This is a genomic window from Bombilactobacillus thymidiniphilus (assembly GCF_023380245.1).
In the GTDB taxonomy this organism is placed as follows: domain Bacteria; phylum Bacillota; class Bacilli; order Lactobacillales; family Lactobacillaceae; genus Bombilactobacillus; species Bombilactobacillus thymidiniphilus.
In genome coordinates this window covers 1,076,359-1,094,273 of record NZ_CP093365.1, presented here as the reverse complement: position 1 = coordinate 1,094,273, position 17,915 = coordinate 1,076,359, and the positions used below count along the sequence as shown (strand labels likewise).

Sequence of the window (17,915 nt, the reverse complement as noted above, 5' to 3'; positions counted from 1 at the left end):
CAAGATAGGAATGAAAATCATGAAACGTCAACTAACCTTAACGTCAGCGCTAGCCACCGTGATGGGAACTGTCATCGGTGGAGGTGCTTTCTTCAAAATTGCTACCATAACTGCACTGACACACAGTACCAGCTTAACACTTTTTGTATGGCTTTTAGCAGGCATTATTGCTATCACTGCTGGTTTGTGCATTGCTGAATTAGCCGCTGCCTTCCCCGAAAATGGTGGTCCCGTCAAATATTTACAGGAAATTTATGGATCAAAAATTTCCTTCTTATTTGGCTGGTCATTAATTATTATTTATTATCCAGCAAATATTGCTGCTTTAGCAATTGTTTTTGCCACACAAGCTATTAATTTATTAAATTTGCCGCTAGCTAATCCCATCCCTTTAGCAATTTTGACCACTTTATCAATTCTTTTGATTAATTGGTTGGGTACCCGCTTCAGCGGTTGGGTCCAAAAATTAACTTTAATAGTTAAATTATTGCCTATTTTCATTTTGATCATCGCATCTTTGGTTGATACCCATCCTGTCCAAGTACATTTGTGGCCATTAACTAATGGTACACATACAAGTTTCATTTCTGCTTTAAGTCAAGCTTTATTAGCTACTTTATTTGCTTATGATGGCTGGCTGAGTATCGGTAATCTGGCCGGTGAACTGAAAAATCCAGCTAAAAATCTCACGCGAGCAATTATTGGTGGTTTAGTTGCAATTACTATTATTTATTTGCTACTGAATTTGAGTTTTTTGCGGACTTTGCCGTTAAATCAAATCATTGGCAATCAGAATACAGCTTTCTTAACTGCACAAAAATTACTCGGCAACAGTGGTGGCAAAATATTAACTCTAGGAATCTTAATTTCGGTTTATGGTGCTATTAACGGTCATTGCATTACCGGATCGCGTATGCCTTACGCAATGGGCGCTAACCAACAGTTGCCTAAAGCACAATTTTTTGCAAAGCTCTCGCCTATTACTAAAATGCCCACAAACAGTTTATTATTTGAGGGCATCATCGCTATTATTATGATTTTTTCAGGCACGTTTGACTCATTGACAGACATGCTTGTTTATATTTCATGGATTTTTTCTATTTTATTGTTCATCGGCGTTTTTAAATTACGCAAAAATAAGCCTGATTTACTTCGTCCTTATAAAACATTCGGCTATCCACTAACTCCAATTCTTGCTATTTTAGGCGGCTTATTTATCATTATCACCACAACAATAACCAAACCAAGCTTAGCAATTATTGGCATTTTACTAACCCTCTCGGGCTTGCCGATTTACTATTGGCAAAATAAATAATCTTTATTCCGTTACTGGCAGGATCCAACCTTTGGGACCCTCAATATCACCAAATTGAATTCCCGTTAACAATTCGTATAATTTCTGAGTTACGGGACCAACTTCGGTCTCACTATAGAAAACATGTACATTACCTTCATGTTCTAGAGCACCAATTGGTGAAATCACTGCTGCTGTGCCACAAGCCCCTGCTTCAGTAAATTGATCTAATTGATCAATGAAAACGTCGCCTTCTTTAGTTTGCATACCAAGATTATTAGCCGCTAAGTACAATAACGAATACTTAGTGACACTAGGCAAAATAGAGTCCGATTTTGGGGTAACAAAAACATTATCTTTAGTAATGCCAAAGAAATTAGCGGAACCAACTTCTTCAATTTTTTTATGTTCGATGGGATCCAAATAGACACAATCAGAATAGCCGTTTTGATGCGCTTGTTCACCAGGCATTAAACTAGCCGCATAGTTACCGCCAACTTTATTTTGACCAGTTCCCTTATGCGCTGCTCGATCGTACTGAGAAGTAGTGAAATTAGTAGGCGTTAAGCCACCTTTAAAGTAATTGCCGACAGGCACAGCAAAAATACGAAAAATATATTCACTAGCCGGATGAACCCCCAAAGTATCACCTACACCAATCATAATGGGACGTAAATATAAGGTGGCACCATTACCGTAAGGTGGCACAAAATCCGCATTAGCACGCACCACACTTTTAACTGCATCAACAAACATCTTAGTTGATACTTGTGGCATCAATAGACGCGCACAGCTTTTTTGCATACGATGCGCGTTTTCTTCAGGACGAAATAATTGAATCTGACCTGATTTAGTACGATATGCCTTTAGACCTTCAAAATCTGCTTGACCATAATGCAAAGCTGTCGCGGCCTCACTTATATGCATTTCATTGTCTGTTAATAAGCCTTCTTCTTGCCAATCACCATCTCGATAAATAGCTTGATATCGATACGGCAAGTTAAGGTAATCGAATCCCAAATTATTAAAATCAACATCTTCTTTTTTAACCATAATTAATTACCTCCAATAATGTTATTGTTTATCAGCGTACCATTTAACTGACTGATGTCAATTACCATTATCAAATTGCTCATTTATTTGAGGAGTTGACAGTCATTTTATTAAGCAGTATCATTTTTAGTAATTCAAACAGTGGAGGGAAAATGATGTCATTGATAAGCTTTAATTACAATTATAGCTATTGGCAAAGCACAAGTGTGTAGATTGTAGTTCCAAGGTGAACACAATCTGCTTCCAGTTTGTGTTCTGCCAGCTTATTCATATCATAGCAAGCTTGCAGGAATAATTTAAAGTTACTAGCAAGCTAATGCGTTCTCCTAGGACAAATCAGTGCTGCTGGTTTGTCCTTTTATTTTGCTTAATTTTAAAAGAGGTACTTTCATTGAAAAGATTAGTAGCATTTATTAGTGTAGTGTTTTTATTTTTAACATTTGCTTTTGTTAAAATGCAATCGCCCAAAAATAATACCACTCAACAAGTTCCAACTATCGGGATTTTACAATTAGTAAATCATCCGGCTTTAAATGACATTCATCGTGGCATTATCGCTGGTCTCAAACAAGAAGGCTATACTCCCAATAAAAATATCAAAATTGATTACCAAAATGCTCAAAATGATCAAAGCAACCTGAAGACGATGAGTCAAAAATTTATCGATAACAATGATGCATTAGTGGTGGGGATTGCTACACCAGCTGCCCAATCTTTAGCTAAAGCAGCTAATCAAAAAACTCCAGTCATTCTAGGAGGTATTACTGATCCAGTTGGTGGACATTTAATCAAAAGTGAGCGACGACCTGGCAATAATGTTACCGGGACTTCCGGCGAATCCCCGCTCAAAGAACAATTAAATTTAATACAACAATTGTTTCCTCAAGCACAACGAATCGGTATTATTTATACAACTTCTGATAAGGGTGGCGAATATAATGCTAAAAAATTTGCAAAACTTTGCCAAAAAAATAATTTACAACCCAAACTCTTTACGATCGCCAATACCAATGACATGCAACAAATAGCCCAAACTATGAGTCGACAGGTAGACGTCGTTTACGCGCCACAAGATAACGGTGTTGCTAGTGCCATGAAAACATTGGTTGCTGTCACTAATAAAGCCAAAATATCGGTTATTCCAGCAGTTGACACCATGGTCAAAGATGGCGGAATAGCGACAGTGTCCACCAGTCAATTTGCTGTAGGTAAAGCAACGGGCAAAATAGCAGCACAAGTTTTGAAAGGGCGCGCCCCCAAAACTTATCCCATCAAATTTTTAACACATGGGCAAGTAGTACTGAACTTCAAGGAAGCAAAACAATTAGACATCAAATTTCCTCATCAATTAATTCATAACGCACAACAAAAGGGAGTGATTTTTAAATGAGTATGGTTGTTTCCAGCATTGGTCAAGGTCTATTATGGGCCATTTTGGGTGTGGCGCTTTACCTGACTTTTCGAATTTTAGATTTTGCAGACATGACGGTAGAAGGGACTTTCCCATTAGGAGCAGCTACTGCAGTAACTGCAATCACACACGGTTTGAATCCCATATTAGCCACAATTTTGGCTTTCGTGGCTGGTAGTTGTGCGGGACTTTTGACTGGTTTGATGTACACCAAAGGAAAAATCCCAGTTTTACTAGCTGGTATTTTGGTAATGAATGCTTGTTTATCAGTTAACTTACGTATTATGGGTAGTGCCAATATTTCTCTTTTAGGCAAAAAAACTATTTTTAGTAATTCATTTCTAAAGTCTTTACCCAACTATTTTGATAGTGTTTGCGTCGGCTTAATTTTAATGATTGTTATTACTTTGTTGCTAGCTTTCTTTTTACAAACCGACTTAGGTCAAGCTTTCATTGCTACTGGTGACAATCCTAAAATGGCGCATTCTTTAGGTATCAATACGGATAACATGACTATTTTAGGATTAGTTGTTTCTAACGGCCTAATCGCTGTTGGCGGTGCCTTAATCGCACAGAATAACGGTTATGCTGATATCAACATGGGAATTGGTATTATTGTTATTGCACTAGCTTCTATTATTATCGGCGAAGTAGCTTTTGGTGAACTTACACTCAATCAACGTCTAGTGGCAGTCATTTGTGGCAGTATTTTGTATCGTTTAGTTTTACTAATTGTCTTACAATTAGGTTTCAATACGAATGACTTTAATTTGATTTCATCTCTGATTTTGGCAACTTGCTTAATTTTGCCAAGCTTAAAAAATAAACTACACTTAAGTAATGTTCTCAAGAAAGGCTTGACTCCTTATGATCGACGCTAAAAAACCATTATTAACCATGCAAAATGTTTCCGTGACCGCTAATAACCACAAAATTCTAAATAATCTAAACTTAACAATTCATGAAAAAGATTTCATTACCGTTTTGGGAGCAAATGGTGCTGGAAAATCAACTTTATTTAACACTATTAGTGGCAATTTATTACCTAGTAGTGGCCATATTTTTTTGCAAGAGCAAGAAATAACTAATTGGTCAGTTATCCAGCGAACTAAATTTTTGAGTCGCGTCTTCCAAGATCCCAAAGTTGGTACGGCGCCTCGGTTGACAGTTGCTGAAAATTTATTATTATCTTTGCATCGTGGACAAAAACGCCGTTTACGTAACCGTCATTTGAAACAGCATTTAGGTCAGTTCCAACAAATTACGCAAGCGATGTACAATGATTTAGATCAACACTTAAACACTGCCACCGAAAATTTGTCAGGTGGTCAACGACAAGCACTAAGTTTTTTAATGGCTGTACAAGTGCGTCCAAAGTTACTATTGCTAGACGAGCATACTGCCGCTTTAGACCCCAAAACTAGCCACACTTTAATGACACAAACTAACAAGTATATTAATAAAGACCGGTTAACCTGCTTAATGATTACGCACCAATTGGATGACGCTTTGCAATTTGGCAACCGTTTATTAGTGTTAGATCAAGGTAAAATCAAATATGATTTTGATGCCACACAAAAATCCCAGTTAACCAAAGAACAATTGCTACAAATATTTGAAAGAGCAAACTAAAATTATTTATATGTATAATTAATAAGCCTTATCAGGCTGCTAATTATTTAACGTACATTTAAAGTAGTAACACTTTCCACATGCTTGGTAAGTGGAAACATATCAACTGGTGTTGCAAAGCTAGCTTGATAGACATCGGCCAAGGCTGCTACATCACGTGCTAAAGTAGCCGGATTACAACTAATATAAACAATTTTTTGTGGCTGCAACGCCAAAATACTTTGAACAAGACGATCCGCTAATCCCTTACGCGGTGGATCAACTATTAGAACATCAATCTTTTGTTGCTCTTTGGCCCATTTTTGTAAAACATCTTCTGTTTTACCTTGAATGAATTCGGCATTAGTAATGCCGTTAATTGCCGCATTCATTTTAGCATCTTGCACCGCTTGATCCACAACTTCAATGCCAATGACTTTTTGCGCACGGTCAGCCATACTCAAACCGATGGTTCCAATTCCTGAGTAAGCATCTACAACAATTTCGTTGCCTTTCAAATCTGCTGCATCAATTGCCAGCTGATATAATTTTTGTGTTTGTTTAGGATTAACTTGATAAAAAGATTGCGGTGAAATGCGGAATTTTTTACCCAGAATTTCATCTGTAATGTATTCTTGTCCAGCAACTAATTTAAATTTAGATCCCAAAATCACATTGGTCTTTTTTGAATTAACATTAATGTACAAAGAAGTTGGTGCCATATTTTGCATAATTTTATCCAGTAGCTGTGGCAAAGTAGCGAATTTAGAATTAGTAACAACTAACACTATCATAATCTCTCTTGTATAATAAGCACGACGCACCATGATGTGGCGTATTTGTCCATTATTCTTAATTTCATCATAACCTTGAATATTCAATTCACGCATATAATCACGAATTTGTTTAATTGCTTGATCAATTTGTGGATCTTGAATCAAAAAATCTTCCATTGGCACCAAATTATGCGAACGATTTCTGAAAAAACCCGTCGTAGCTTGATTAGCAACCGTTCGAATTGGAATTTGTGCCTTATTGCGATACCCCACCGGATCTTGTGACCCTAATGTTTCCTTAACAGGGATCGTTAATTTTTGTTTAGCAAAATTATTAACAACTTGCTGACGCTTAAACTCTAGTTGACGTTCATAACGCCAATGCGCCAAAGGGGCAATGCCGGTTTGTAAATATTTAAGATCATATTGTGTTTCACGATCAGCTGATGGTCGCAAAATTTCGATAGTTTTGGCAAAGCCAAAATTTTTGCCCACTTTGGTCACAATTGCTACCACTTGTTCTGTTGGCAGTGCATTCTCAACAAATAAAGAATAGCCATCAACTTTGGCTACCCCTAACCCCTCATAAGACAAGTCTAAAATATTGAGCTTTATTTGTTGATTCTTGGTTAAATTAGTTGTTTGCATAATTCTCCTTAGAATTAAACCCGAGCAGCTAGACCTACTCGGGTTATTAAAACTTAGTCTTCATCATGTCGCAAGGCATTTACACCTTGCACAAAGTTATCTTCTGCCTGTTTTTGCACTAATGTTTCCGAATTAATCGATTGATCTGGTATGGCATCAACATCAGCAAACATACTAATGTGATGGCGTAACACACTCAATGTGATCGGCGCATCACCACCATATTCACCATCCAAATTAATCATAATCTGATTGTTATCATTGGATTTAACAAACAATTTCTTAGTTTTTGTATAAATTATTTTTGGATCATGAATATGTTTGCCACCATTAAGTGCCTTAGCAACTAATACCATTAATTCCGCAATATTAGCACCCTTAACGATTAATAATGATAATTTGCCGTCCCCTAGCTCAGAATCCGGTGCAATCTGTTCAAATCCACCAACCGAATTGGTCAAACCAGACAAAAAAAGTGTCACATCACCGTCATAAACACCATCATCGTATTCTAAATGCATATTCATCGGCTTAATCCGTGGGATCATTTCCGCGCCTTTTACCAGGTAAGCCAAATAACCTAAGATCGACTTATATTCAGATGGCACCTCATATGTCAGCTCTGAAATAGAACCACCGCCAGCAATATTCATAAAATAATGATCACCAGCTTGCCCAATATCCATTGGCAGCAATTGCTTTTTCAAAATAATTTTAGCTGCCGCTACTGGATCGTTACGTGGAATCTTCAAAGCACGTGCATAATCATTAGTTGTGCCTCCCGGAATAATGGCCATTGGTGGTCTTTTAGCTAAGGGGGCAATCCCATTGACCACTTCATTCAAAGTTCCATCGCCACCAGCAGCAACAATTAAATCAACGCCTGCTTCAGCAACTCTTTTAGCCTCGTTTTGGGCCGATAATGGTTCAGGTGTAGTACGAAAAGCACTAGCTTCATAACCTGCCAGCTCTAAAACATCAAGAATATCCGCTACACTTTTTAAAATTGTTTCATTTCCAGAAGTAGGATTATAAATTAAACGAGCTTTCATGCACTGTATCCTCTTAGCGTTTATTAATTTCTGCCGTCAAAAGCTGATTAACAACTTTAGGATTAGCCTTACCACGTGTTTGCTTCATAATTTGACCAACTAAAAAGCCAAAAGCGCGGTCTTTACCATTTTTAAAATCAATAATAGATTGCTCATTATCATCTAAAATTTGGTTAATGATAGGTTCTAAAACGGCAGGATCAGATTGTTGCACCATTCCCTTTTGCTCCACCCAAGCCTTCGGATCAGTACCATTAGCAATCGTTTCGGCAAAAACTTTTTTCGCAATTTTTGAAGAAATCGTACCGTCTTTCACTAAATTAATCATCATGGCTAAATTCTGTGGCGTCAATTTGGTTTGCTCTAAATCTAAATTATTTTCATTTAAATAAGCGTTAACATTCACCATTAACCAATTAGAAACTTGTTTAGGATCAGCATTCAAAGCTACAGTTTGGTCAAAAAAGTCTGACATTTCTTTGGTATCAGTTAAAACACCAGCATCATATTCCGGAATTCCTAATTCTTTAATATAGCGTTGTCGCCTTTTATCAGGCATTTCTGGTATTTCATGGCTAATTTGTTCTATCCATTCACTGGTAATATGGTAATCTGGCAAATCTGGTTCTGGGAAATATCGATAATCATCAGCACCTTCTTTGACCCGCATCAAAATAGTTGATCCAGTTGCCTCATCATAACGTCTGGTTTCTTGTCCAATACTGCCACCAGCCCGTAAAATATCAGCTTGGCGCTTTTGTTCATAGGCTAAACCATTTAAAACGTGCTTAAAGGAGTTCAAATTCTTCAACTCTACTTTTTGTCCTAATTTGTCAGAACCAATTGGTCGAATCGAAATATTAGTATCCACACGCATTGATCCTTCTTCCATCTTAACGTCAGAAGCACCGGTAAATTGAATAATTTGTCGTAAACGTTCTAAATAAGCATGGGCTTCTTCTGGTGAAGTAATGTCAGGTTTGGAAACAATCTCAATCAGCGGGGTTCCTTGCCGATTTAAATCAACATAAGAATAACCATCAGTGGCATGCGTGTTTTTACCCGCATCTTCTTCCACATGCATTTCTTCAATTCCAATTTTTTTGTGTTGACCATTAACTTCAATTTCCACCCAACCATCGTGGGCCAGTGGCTTTTCTTTTTGCGTAATTTGATAAGCCTTAGGATTATCAGGATAAAAATAATTTTTACGATCAAAATGTGTATGATGCTCAACTTCAGCATTTAAAGCCAGTGCGACCATAATGCCTAAACGGTAAGCATTCTTATTCAAAGTTGGCAAAACGCCAGGAAAACCAAAATCAATCACATTGGTCATTGTATTAGGAGCAGCCCCATAACTAACAGGAGAAGGACTATACATCTTAGATTTAGTTTTTAATTCAACGTGTACTTCAAGTCCAATTGTCGTTTCGAAATTCATTATTTTTGACCTCCCATCTTTGGTTGCATTTGCAAAAAGTTACTTTCATTTTCTAAAACTTGTGCCGCATTAAAAATCGTTTGTTCAGCAAAGGGAGGTGCAATCAACTGCAATCCTACTGGCATATTATCAGCCAAGCCTACAGGAACAGAAGCCGCTGGTAAACCAGCTAAATTAGCAGGAATTGTCAAAATATCGTTCATATACATAACTACAGGATCATCAATTCGCGAATTAAGATCAAAAGCCGTAGTCGGTGCAGTAGGTCCAACTACTAAATCATAATCTGCAAAAATTTTCTTAAAATCTTCGATAATTAAAGTTCTTACTTGAGCAGCTTTATTGAAATAAGCATCAAAATAACCTGCTGACAAAGCAAAACTTCCTAACATGATGCGTCGCTTAACTTCATCACCGAAACCTTCACTCCGCGATTTAATGTAAACATCTTCTAAATTATGAACATCATCAGCCCGATAACCATAGCGAATCCCATCATATCTTTGCAAATTAGATGAAGCTTCACTAGAAGCAATAATGTAGTAAACTTGGACAGCGTACTGTGCATGAGGCAATTGCACACTTTCCACAACGGCACCTTGCTGCTGTAAAGTATTGATTGCTTTTTGAACTTGCTCTTTAACTTTAGGATCAACACCATAACCCATAAATTCTTCTGGTACAGCAACTCGCAATCCCTTAACATCAGCTTTAATTTTACTAAATGCCGGTACTTCCTGTGTTGAAGTAGTATCGTCATGCTTATCATAGCCACTGATAGCCTCTAAAATTTGCGCCGAATCAACAACATGACGTGATAAAATACCAACTTGATCCAAACTAGAACTAAATGCAATCACACCCCACCGTGAAACACGCCCATAAGTAGGTTTAATACCAAAAACACCATTAAATGAAGCAGGCTGGCGCACAGAACCACCAGTATCAGTTCCTAGTGCTGCAATAACTTGCCCTGAAGCCACGGCTGCAGCTGAACCACCAGAAGAGCCACCAGGAACCTTATTCAAATTCCAAGGATTCTTAGTTGCACCAAAATATGATGTTTCCGTAGATGAACCCATCGCAAACTCATCTAAATTGGTCTTGCCAATGTTGACCATGCCTGCTCGTAAAGCTCTATCAACTACAGTTGCTTCATAAATAGGCCGAAAGTTAGCCAACATTTTACTAGCTGCTGTAGTTTTTAAATCTTTAGTTAAAATATTGTCCTTAATTGCTAACGGTATACCTTGTAGGGGTTGGTCAGCAGCAATCTCAAATGCCGGTTCTTGACCAATGGACGTATTTACTGAAATAAAAGAATTAATAGTATCGTTAGTTTTATCAATATTGTCTAAAGTTGCTTGAGCTAATTCAGCATTACTAATTTGTTTAGTAACCAATTTTTGGTGCAAAGAAGTGATCGTTTCATCAAAATAATTCACAGTTAATCCTCCTCCGTTGTCAATATTGATGGAACTTTAATGAAGCCATCAGCTTGTTCTGGCACATTAGATAGTAACTCAGTCCGGCTAGGTCCTTTTTGCGGTTCATCAGCCCGAAAAGTACTTTCTTGGCGCGCAATGTGTGTTGTTGGCCGGACATTAGTAGTATCGACTGCAGTTAGCTCATTTTCCATTTGAATAATTTCGTCTAACTGTAAAGTGAATTTTTCTAAATCAGCCTCGTCAAATTCTAGCTTTGACAGATGAGCTACGTGTTGTACTAGTTCTTTATCAAGCATCTTTAAACTTCCTTTCTTCTTACAACTTATATCTATTAATAAGATGCAAACACATGACTACTATACTGTTTGGTATTGTAATCTTTCACCAAAATTGCCTCAGGATCTTGCACAGTCTGAATTTTAATCTCAATTGTCGGCTGCTGTGGTAAATATTTGCCGGCTGCATCTTGTACAAACTGTGTAAAACTATCAATCTGCGCTACACCATAAAATTGCGTCGTAATATTGATTGCCATACCCTTTAGCTTACCATCTTGATAATGCGTTTGCGCAGTTACTCCACTTAAATTTGAAAAATAACTTTGAATATGATTCTTAAAGTTCGAAAAATCTTCTGAATCATTACTATTAATTGGTTTTTCATCGTTAACTACTGGCAAAACTTGATTTTGCTGACTGATATTTTTCCAATTAGTGACCTTTTTTTGCCCAGGAGAACTTACGCCATAATTAAAGAAAGTACCACCAACCAGTGAATCATTAACATTTTGCTTGTATAATCCTACTGTAATAGTAATATTTTTCAAATTGGATCTCCGCCGCAAACGATTAACAATTTCATTAGCCATCTCACGACCTTCGCTCAAACGCTGCTCATCAGAAATCTTGGTTTCAAACTTAGCACCATATTTTTCCTTGGTATAATAATCTACATCATTCATTGATAAACCAATTGTCATACCTGATAAATCATAGTTTTTGTCATTTTGTGTATAAAAATCTTGTTCCAATAACTGCTGTAAATAAATAGGATTGCGCTTATCAGCATCCGTTGAACCATTATCCTCCGGATTTAAACCTTCCGGATTATTTTTAGATTTTCGCCCCAGCCATTTTTGTGCCTGACTAGCAGAGATCATTTTCCCCTCTTGGAAAAAATATTTATCAGGTGAAAATTCTTTTTTGGATATCTCCAAAAGTCCGGCTTCAAATGATTTAGGATTACTTGCATTGTCACTATCACTTTCAGAATTGAGTCCGGTAATCGCACTCGTATGGTATTCACCACCTTGCAACAATGTGCTATATTGACCTGATTTTGAAGTACCAGTAGTAGTTACTTTACTGGTCTTAGTTCCATTAGAATGCGATGACAAAGAAGAATTAGTTAAATTGCCACAACCCGCCAACAATGCACTAACTGTTAGCATTAATCCTACTTTATAAAAATTCTTCATACTTAACCCCTACAATGAATCTAGCTTTTGTTGTAATTGTGTTTCGTTCATAACGGTAATATTTAACTGTTGTGCCTTGCCGAGTTTACTACCTGCCTTTTGACCAGCAATCAATAAATCAGTCTTTTGTGAAACTGAATTGGTAACCCGAGCCCCTAATTGTTCCAACAATTCACCTAATTGATGACGCTTATAATGTGCTAAAGTGCCAGTGATAACCACCTTTTTATTTGTAAAATAATTATCATTAGATACATCGGACACTAAATTAGCAGTTACATAATTCATATTAACATTTAATTGTTGCAGATCTCTAATTAATTCTTGAACTTTTGGATTAGCAAAGTAAACGGTCACGCTATCTGCAATAATCTCACCCAAACTGTCAATTTGTGCCAACTGTTCTTTAGAAGCCTGCAATAAAGCAGTCATATTTTGAAATTTTTGAGCCAATAACCGTGCAGCTTTAGCACCAACATGGCGTATTCCCAAGCCAAATAATAAATGTTCTAGCGAATTGCGCTTTGAAGATGCAATAGACTGCAACAAATTGTTAATGGATTTTTCTTTGAAACCTGTTAATTGCGCTAAATCACTTTCTGTAAGTCGATATAAGTCAGCCACATCATGAACTAATTGTTGATCCCATAATTGCTGAATTATTCGTGGACCTAACCCCGTAATATCCATAGCATCGCGTGAAGCAAAATGTGTCAAACCTTCTTTAACTTGCGCTGAACACATGGGATTGATACAACGTAATGCAACTTCATCTTCCAAATGGACCAATTTAGATCCACAAGATGGACATAAAGTCGGTGCTTGATAGCTAGTGCTGTTCTTAGAGCGTTCATTAACCAAGACTCTGGCAATTTCTGGAATAATGTCACCAGATTTATAAAGCATTACCGAATCACCTAAGCGAATATCTTTTTGCTGAATCATCGCCATATTGTGCAAAGTAGCTCGTGTTACTGTTGTTCCTGCCAATTGGACAGGGTCCATTACTGCTGTTGGTGTCACCACTCCCGTACGTCCTACTGTCCAAACAATTTGCCGAATAACCGTCTTAGCTTCTTCTGGTGGGAATTTATAGGCAATTTCCCAACGCGGTACTTTAACTGTATTACCTAATTCTTGCTGCAAATTCAAATTGTTAACCTTTAAAACTATACCATCAATGTCATAAGGCAAATCTAACCGCAATTTTTGATATTTTGCAATATAGTCTGCTACTCCTATTAAATCATGACTAACAAAACTAGTAGTATTAGTATGCCAACCTAATTCTGCCATTTTTGCCAAAGCTTCAGACTGTTCAGTAACTTGCAGATCTTCGGGATCAACCAAAGTGTAGATAAACGTACTTAATTGCCGCTGCTTAGTTATTGTCGGATCCAGCTGCCGCAAACTGCCAGCCGCAGCATTACGCGGATTAGCAAAAACATTTTGTCCATCTTGATCACGGGCATCATTCAACTTTTGAAAAGCTGCTTTAGACATGTAGCATTCACCACGAACCTCAACATTGATAGGATATGGCAAAACTTTTGGTACATCAACAATATTTTGGACATTAGCAGTTACATCTTCACCAACTGATCCATCACCACGTGTAGAAGCTTGCACTAATTTACCATCTTGATAAAGCAAAGCTAAAGCTAATCCATCTATTTTAAGTTCCACATTATAATCTACTGGATGGCCAATCAATTTCTTAACGCGTTCATTAAATTCTGCCAATTCTGCGAAAGAAAAAACATCCCCCATCGAAAGCATCGGTATTTCATGACTAACTTTAGAAAATTCTGGTGATACAGCTCCCCCCACTAATTGGCTGGGCGAATCGGCAGTTATCAACTCTGGATATTGTTGCTCCAACTTTAATAGCTGTTGATATTTTTGATCATAATTAGCATCTGTTGTTAAAGGTGCATCATCAGTATAGTAAGCTTTGCGATCTTGATTTAACTTTTTGCGCAACTGCTCTAATTGGTGCTCGGCTTGATTTTTATCCAAAAATAGCAACCTCCTATACTTTTTGAATTGGCGCAAACTCAGCTAATAGGCGTTTAATACCTTGTTCACTAAAGGCAACATCCAATTCAGTATTTTCACCGCTACCGGTTACTTTGACAACTGTACCTGTACCCCACTTTTTATGTTGAACTTGATCACCGACTTGCCAAATGATCGTTTCGGTCGCAAAATGGTTCATTACTTCAGGCGCTTTAGGTGGCTGATTATGCTTACGTGGTCGACGCACTGAACGTGCAGAATTCTCAAATGGGTAGTCGGCCTCCATTTGCTGCATATTAGAATTATTTTGCACATCCAACAAATCAGTACTAATTTCATCTATAAAGCGTGATTGTACATTACTTTGCGTGCGTCCATACAACATTCTGGACCAAGCGCTAGTTACATATAATTTAGTTTGTGCTCGCGTAATTCCCACATAAGCTAGCCGGCGTTCTTCTTCCAGCTCATTGTCATCTGTTAGAGAACGCGATAATGGGAAAATTCCCTCTTCCATTCCAACTAAAAAGACTACCGGAAATTCCAATCCTTTGGCTGCGTGCAAAGTCATTAAGGTCAATTGATCTTGTTTGTCATCAGTACGATCTTCACTGCTAACTAAGGCTAAGTCAGCTAGAAAATCTACCAAACGGTCAGCATTTTCGTCTTCAGGTTGATAATCTTTATCGAATTGCTGGGTAACTGTCAATAATTCTTGAATATTTTCTAAGCGGGTTTGCGCTTCCAATGTATCTTGTCGCTCTAATTCCGCGACATAACCACTTTTTTCTAAAGTTTGTGTCAGTAACTCAGTCATTGATTGTCCCGCACGATTATCAATCAATTCGGTAATAAATTGGGCAAATTTTTGTAAATTATTTTTGACACGCGTAGTCAAATTACCTACCGTATCAGCATTCAAAGCAACTTCTAACAAACTCCAATCTTGCTCCAAAGCCACAGACTGCAACTTTTCTAACGAACCGGCACCAATTCCTCTTTTAGGCTCATTAATGATTCGCTGAAAACTCAAAGAATCCTTAGGATTAGCAATCAACTGTAAATAAGCTAAAGTATCCTTAATTTCCTTACGATCATAAAATTTATGTCCACCTATAATCTTGTAAGGTAAATTGGCTTTTAATAAACGATCCTCTAAAATACGCGATTGGGCATTAGTTCGATATAAAATGGCAAAATCAGTTAAATGATAATTTTGCTCTTGTTGCAATTTTTTAATTTGCTCAATCACATAAATTGCTTCGTCTTTTTCTGTAGCAGCGCGATAATAAGTAATCAATTCTCCGGCTGGATTATCAGTCCACAATTTTTTAGGCTTACGGTAATTATTATGCGCGATAACATCATTGGCTGCTTGCAAAATATTTTGCGTGGAACGATAATTTTGCTCCAACAAAATCGTTTGCGCTGTAGGATAATCTTTCTCAAAGTTCATAATATTATCCATATTTGCACCACGCCAACCATAAATACTCTGATCACCATCGCCAACTACACATAGATTTTGGTGCTTTTGTGCTAATAAATAAATTAACTGATATTGTGCATCATTGGTATCTTGGTATTCATCAACGTGAATATACTGAAATTTATCTTGATAATATTGCAAAACTTGCGGATTAGTTTGGAATAAAATAATCGTCTGCATAATCAAATCATCAAAATCCATGCTTTGATTATCTTGCAAACTTTTCTGATATTGTTGATAAACATCAACCGCGATCTTTTCAAACGGTGAAGCAGCCACTTTTTGATAATCTTCCGGTGTCTGCACACTGTTTTTAGCATTGCTAATAATATGCAAAAGTGAACGTGGATCATATTTCTTAGGGTCTAAATTTAAACGCTTCAAGATCTGTTTTACCAAAGTTAATTGTTCCGACGAACCAGTGATTGTAAAAGCACGACTATAACCAATAGCTTCAGCTTCACGGCGCAAAATTCGTACACACATTGAATGAAAAGTAGATACCCAAACACCTTGAGCACTTTCACCTAATAATTTCTGAACTCGTTCTTGCATTTCACGAGCCGCTTTATTAGTGAAAGTAATTGCTAAAATATGCCACGGCAAAACTTGCCTATCTTGAATTAAATAAGCAATACGGTGTGTCAAAACTCTAGTTTTACCACTGCCAGCTCCTGCCATAATTAATAGCGGACCTTGCGTTGTGCTGACAGCTAATTGCTGTTTATCATTTAAGCCTTGCAAAATCGCTGCATCAGACATGAAAATCTTCCTCTTTTTCGTAATTATTCAAATTAATTATAGCAAAGTACGGCTTGTAAAACTGATTTACCAACATAAAAAAGTAAAGGCGCGGATAACAAACTTATCCCGCCTAAATAATCAATATTAAATTAAGCCTAAGCGATCAAACACAGATTGCACATTACGCAAATGCCATTGGTAATCAAAAGCATCATCTAAATCGGCTTGCGTTAAATGCTGCATAATCGTATTATCTGACTCTAAAAGTTGACGAAAATCAACTTGTTGTTCCCAAACTTGCGCTGTCTTAGGTTGCACTAGATCATAGGCTTGCTCACGACTCAATCCAGCTTCCACCAATTTTAACATGACCCGTTGTGAATAAATTAAACCATGCGTAATATTCAAATCAGCTACCATTTTATCAGGAAAAACAGTCAATTCTTGCATAATTTTAGTGAAACGTTGCAACATGTAATCCAATAATTCAGTAGTATCCGGTAAAATAATTCTTTCAGCAGAACTATGTGAAATATCACGTTCATGCCACAGCTGAATATCTTCTAAAGCTGTGAAAACATGCCCCTTAATCACACGCGCTAAACCAGTAATATTTTCCGAACCAATCGGATTGCGCTTATGCGGCATTGCGGAAGAACCTTTTTGACCGGCCGCAAAATATTCTTCCACTTCGCGTACTTCGGTACGTTGTAAGTGTCTTATTTCTAAAGCAAATCTCTCCAAAGAAGAAGCAATTAATGCTAAGGTCATGATATATTCTGCATGCAGATCACGCGGCAAAACTTGCGTCGAAATATCTTGGGGAGTTAATCCTAATTCTGCACAAACCAAACTTTCTACTTCTAGTGGGATATTAGCAAAAGTCCCAACTGCACCACTGATTTTACCAACTTCAATTCCCGTAGCTGCATGCTCAAAACGGTCAATATCGCGGTTAATTTCTGCATACCAGTTAGCCAAAACTAAGCCAAACGTTGTCGGTTCAGCATGGACGCCATGTGTTCTACCAATCATCACCGTATCTTGATATTTCTTAGCTTTTTGCGCCACCACTTGCTTTAATTTTCGTAAATCATTTCGTAATAAATCGTTGGCTTGCTTCAACAAATAGCCATAAGCTGTGTCCACAACATCAGTCGATGTAACTCCAAAATGTATCCATTTCTTTTCTGGTCCTAGACTCTTAGATACTGTTCGTGTAAAAGCTACCACATCATGTTTGGTAATTTGCTCCATTTTTAAAATATCAGCCACTTCAAAACACGCATTTTGTTCAATTTTTGCCAAATCAGTATCCGGAATTTTACCTAATTTATTCCAAGCTCGGTCAACGGCTATCTCCACATCAAGCCAAGCTTGATATTTATTTTGTTCACTCCAAATATGTGCCATTTCTGGACGCTGATATCTTTTAATAACCATCAAATT

The 17,915-nt window shown here is 37.3% G+C and carries 14 protein-coding genes; 4 read left to right on the top strand and 10 right to left on the bottom strand.

Annotated features, from left to right (window positions below; genetic code table 11):
• Positions 1–19 precede the first annotated feature (19 nt).
• A complete protein-coding gene (locus MOO47_RS05560; RefSeq protein WP_396022025.1) occupies positions 20–1,315 on the top strand; it encodes an APC family permease in 1,296 nt (431 codons plus the stop codon).
• A 3-nt stretch (positions 1,316–1,318) separates the two neighbouring features.
• Here the strand turns inward: MOO47_RS05560 and MOO47_RS05555 are convergent, their stop codons facing one another.
• Positions 1,319–2,347, bottom strand: coding sequence for a branched-chain amino acid aminotransferase (locus MOO47_RS05555; RefSeq protein ID WP_249512468.1), 1,029 nt, complete (start codon positions 2,345–2,347; stop codon positions 1,319–1,321).
• 391 nt (positions 2,348–2,738) lie between these two features.
• Between MOO47_RS05555 and trpX the strand changes: the two genes are divergently transcribed.
• From trpX to MOO47_RS05540, 3 genes are read left to right on the top strand one after another with little or no spacing between them, the layout of a single operon-like run.
• Positions 2,739–3,737: a tryptophan ABC transporter substrate-binding protein gene (gene trpX / locus MOO47_RS05550; RefSeq protein ID WP_317617085.1), complete on the top strand. Its 999-nt coding sequence runs from the start codon at positions 2,739–2,741 to the stop codon at positions 3,735–3,737.
• On the top strand, positions 3,734–4,639 hold the full coding sequence (locus tag MOO47_RS05545) for an ABC transporter permease (protein WP_249512467.1): 906 nt from the start codon (positions 3,734–3,736) through the stop codon (positions 4,637–4,639). The genes trpX and MOO47_RS05545 overlap by 4 nt, the downstream gene beginning before the upstream one ends.
• Complete coding sequence (locus MOO47_RS05540) at positions 4,626–5,390, top strand: ABC transporter ATP-binding protein (protein ID WP_249512466.1); 765 nt, start codon at positions 4,626–4,628, stop codon at positions 5,388–5,390. Before MOO47_RS05545 ends, MOO47_RS05540 begins: the two co-directional genes overlap by 14 nt.
• 47 nt (positions 5,391–5,437) lie before the next feature.
• Here MOO47_RS05540 and rlmD read toward each other — a convergent pair whose 3' ends face one another.
• The 9 genes from rlmD to purB all read right to left on the bottom strand — a co-directional run bounded on the left by rlmD (position 5,438) and on the right by purB (position 17,909).
• Complete coding sequence (rlmD, locus tag MOO47_RS05535; RefSeq protein ID WP_249512465.1) at positions 5,438–6,793, bottom strand: 23S rRNA (uracil(1939)-C(5))-methyltransferase RlmD; 1,356 nt, start codon at positions 6,791–6,793, stop codon at positions 5,438–5,440.
• 53 nt (positions 6,794–6,846) lie between these two features.
• Positions 6,847–7,845 carry a diacylglycerol kinase family lipid kinase gene (locus MOO47_RS05530; RefSeq protein ID WP_249512464.1) on the bottom strand — a complete coding sequence of 333 codons (999 nt, stop codon included), beginning with the start codon at positions 7,843–7,845 and terminating at the stop codon, positions 6,847–6,849.
• A 13-nt stretch (positions 7,846–7,858) separates the two neighbouring features.
• Entirely contained in the window at positions 7,859–9,289 is a 1,431-nt protein-coding gene (gene gatB, locus MOO47_RS05525) for an Asp-tRNA(Asn)/Glu-tRNA(Gln) amidotransferase subunit GatB (RefSeq protein WP_249512463.1), read from the bottom strand.
• Complete coding sequence (gene gatA, locus MOO47_RS05520) at positions 9,289–10,734, bottom strand: Asp-tRNA(Asn)/Glu-tRNA(Gln) amidotransferase subunit GatA (RefSeq protein ID WP_249512462.1); 1,446 nt, start codon at positions 10,732–10,734, stop codon at positions 9,289–9,291. The genes gatB and gatA overlap by 1 nt, the downstream gene beginning before the upstream one ends.
• Positions 10,735–10,736: 2 nt before the next feature.
• Positions 10,737–11,033, bottom strand: coding sequence for an Asp-tRNA(Asn)/Glu-tRNA(Gln) amidotransferase subunit GatC (gene gatC, locus MOO47_RS05515; protein ID WP_249512461.1), 297 nt, complete (start codon positions 11,031–11,033; stop codon positions 10,737–10,739).
• 35 nt (positions 11,034–11,068) lie between these two features.
• Positions 11,069–12,214, bottom strand: coding sequence for a CamS family sex pheromone protein (locus tag MOO47_RS05510; protein WP_249512460.1), 1,146 nt, complete (start codon positions 12,212–12,214; stop codon positions 11,069–11,071).
• A gap of 9 nt (positions 12,215–12,223) precedes the next feature.
• Positions 12,224–14,242 carry an NAD-dependent DNA ligase LigA gene (ligA, locus tag MOO47_RS05505; RefSeq protein ID WP_249512459.1) on the bottom strand — a complete coding sequence of 673 codons (2,019 nt, stop codon included), beginning with the start codon at positions 14,240–14,242 and terminating at the stop codon, positions 12,224–12,226.
• A gap of 4 nt (positions 14,243–14,246) precedes the next feature.
• Positions 14,247–16,484, bottom strand: a complete 2,238-nt coding sequence (pcrA, locus tag MOO47_RS05500; protein ID WP_249512458.1) for a DNA helicase PcrA — start codon at positions 16,482–16,484, stop codon at positions 14,247–14,249.
• Positions 16,485–16,610: 126 nt separating this feature from the next.
• A complete protein-coding gene (gene purB, locus MOO47_RS05495; protein ID WP_249512457.1) occupies positions 16,611–17,909 on the bottom strand; it encodes an adenylosuccinate lyase in 1,299 nt (432 codons plus the stop codon).
• Positions 17,910–17,915: the final 6 nt, after the last annotated feature.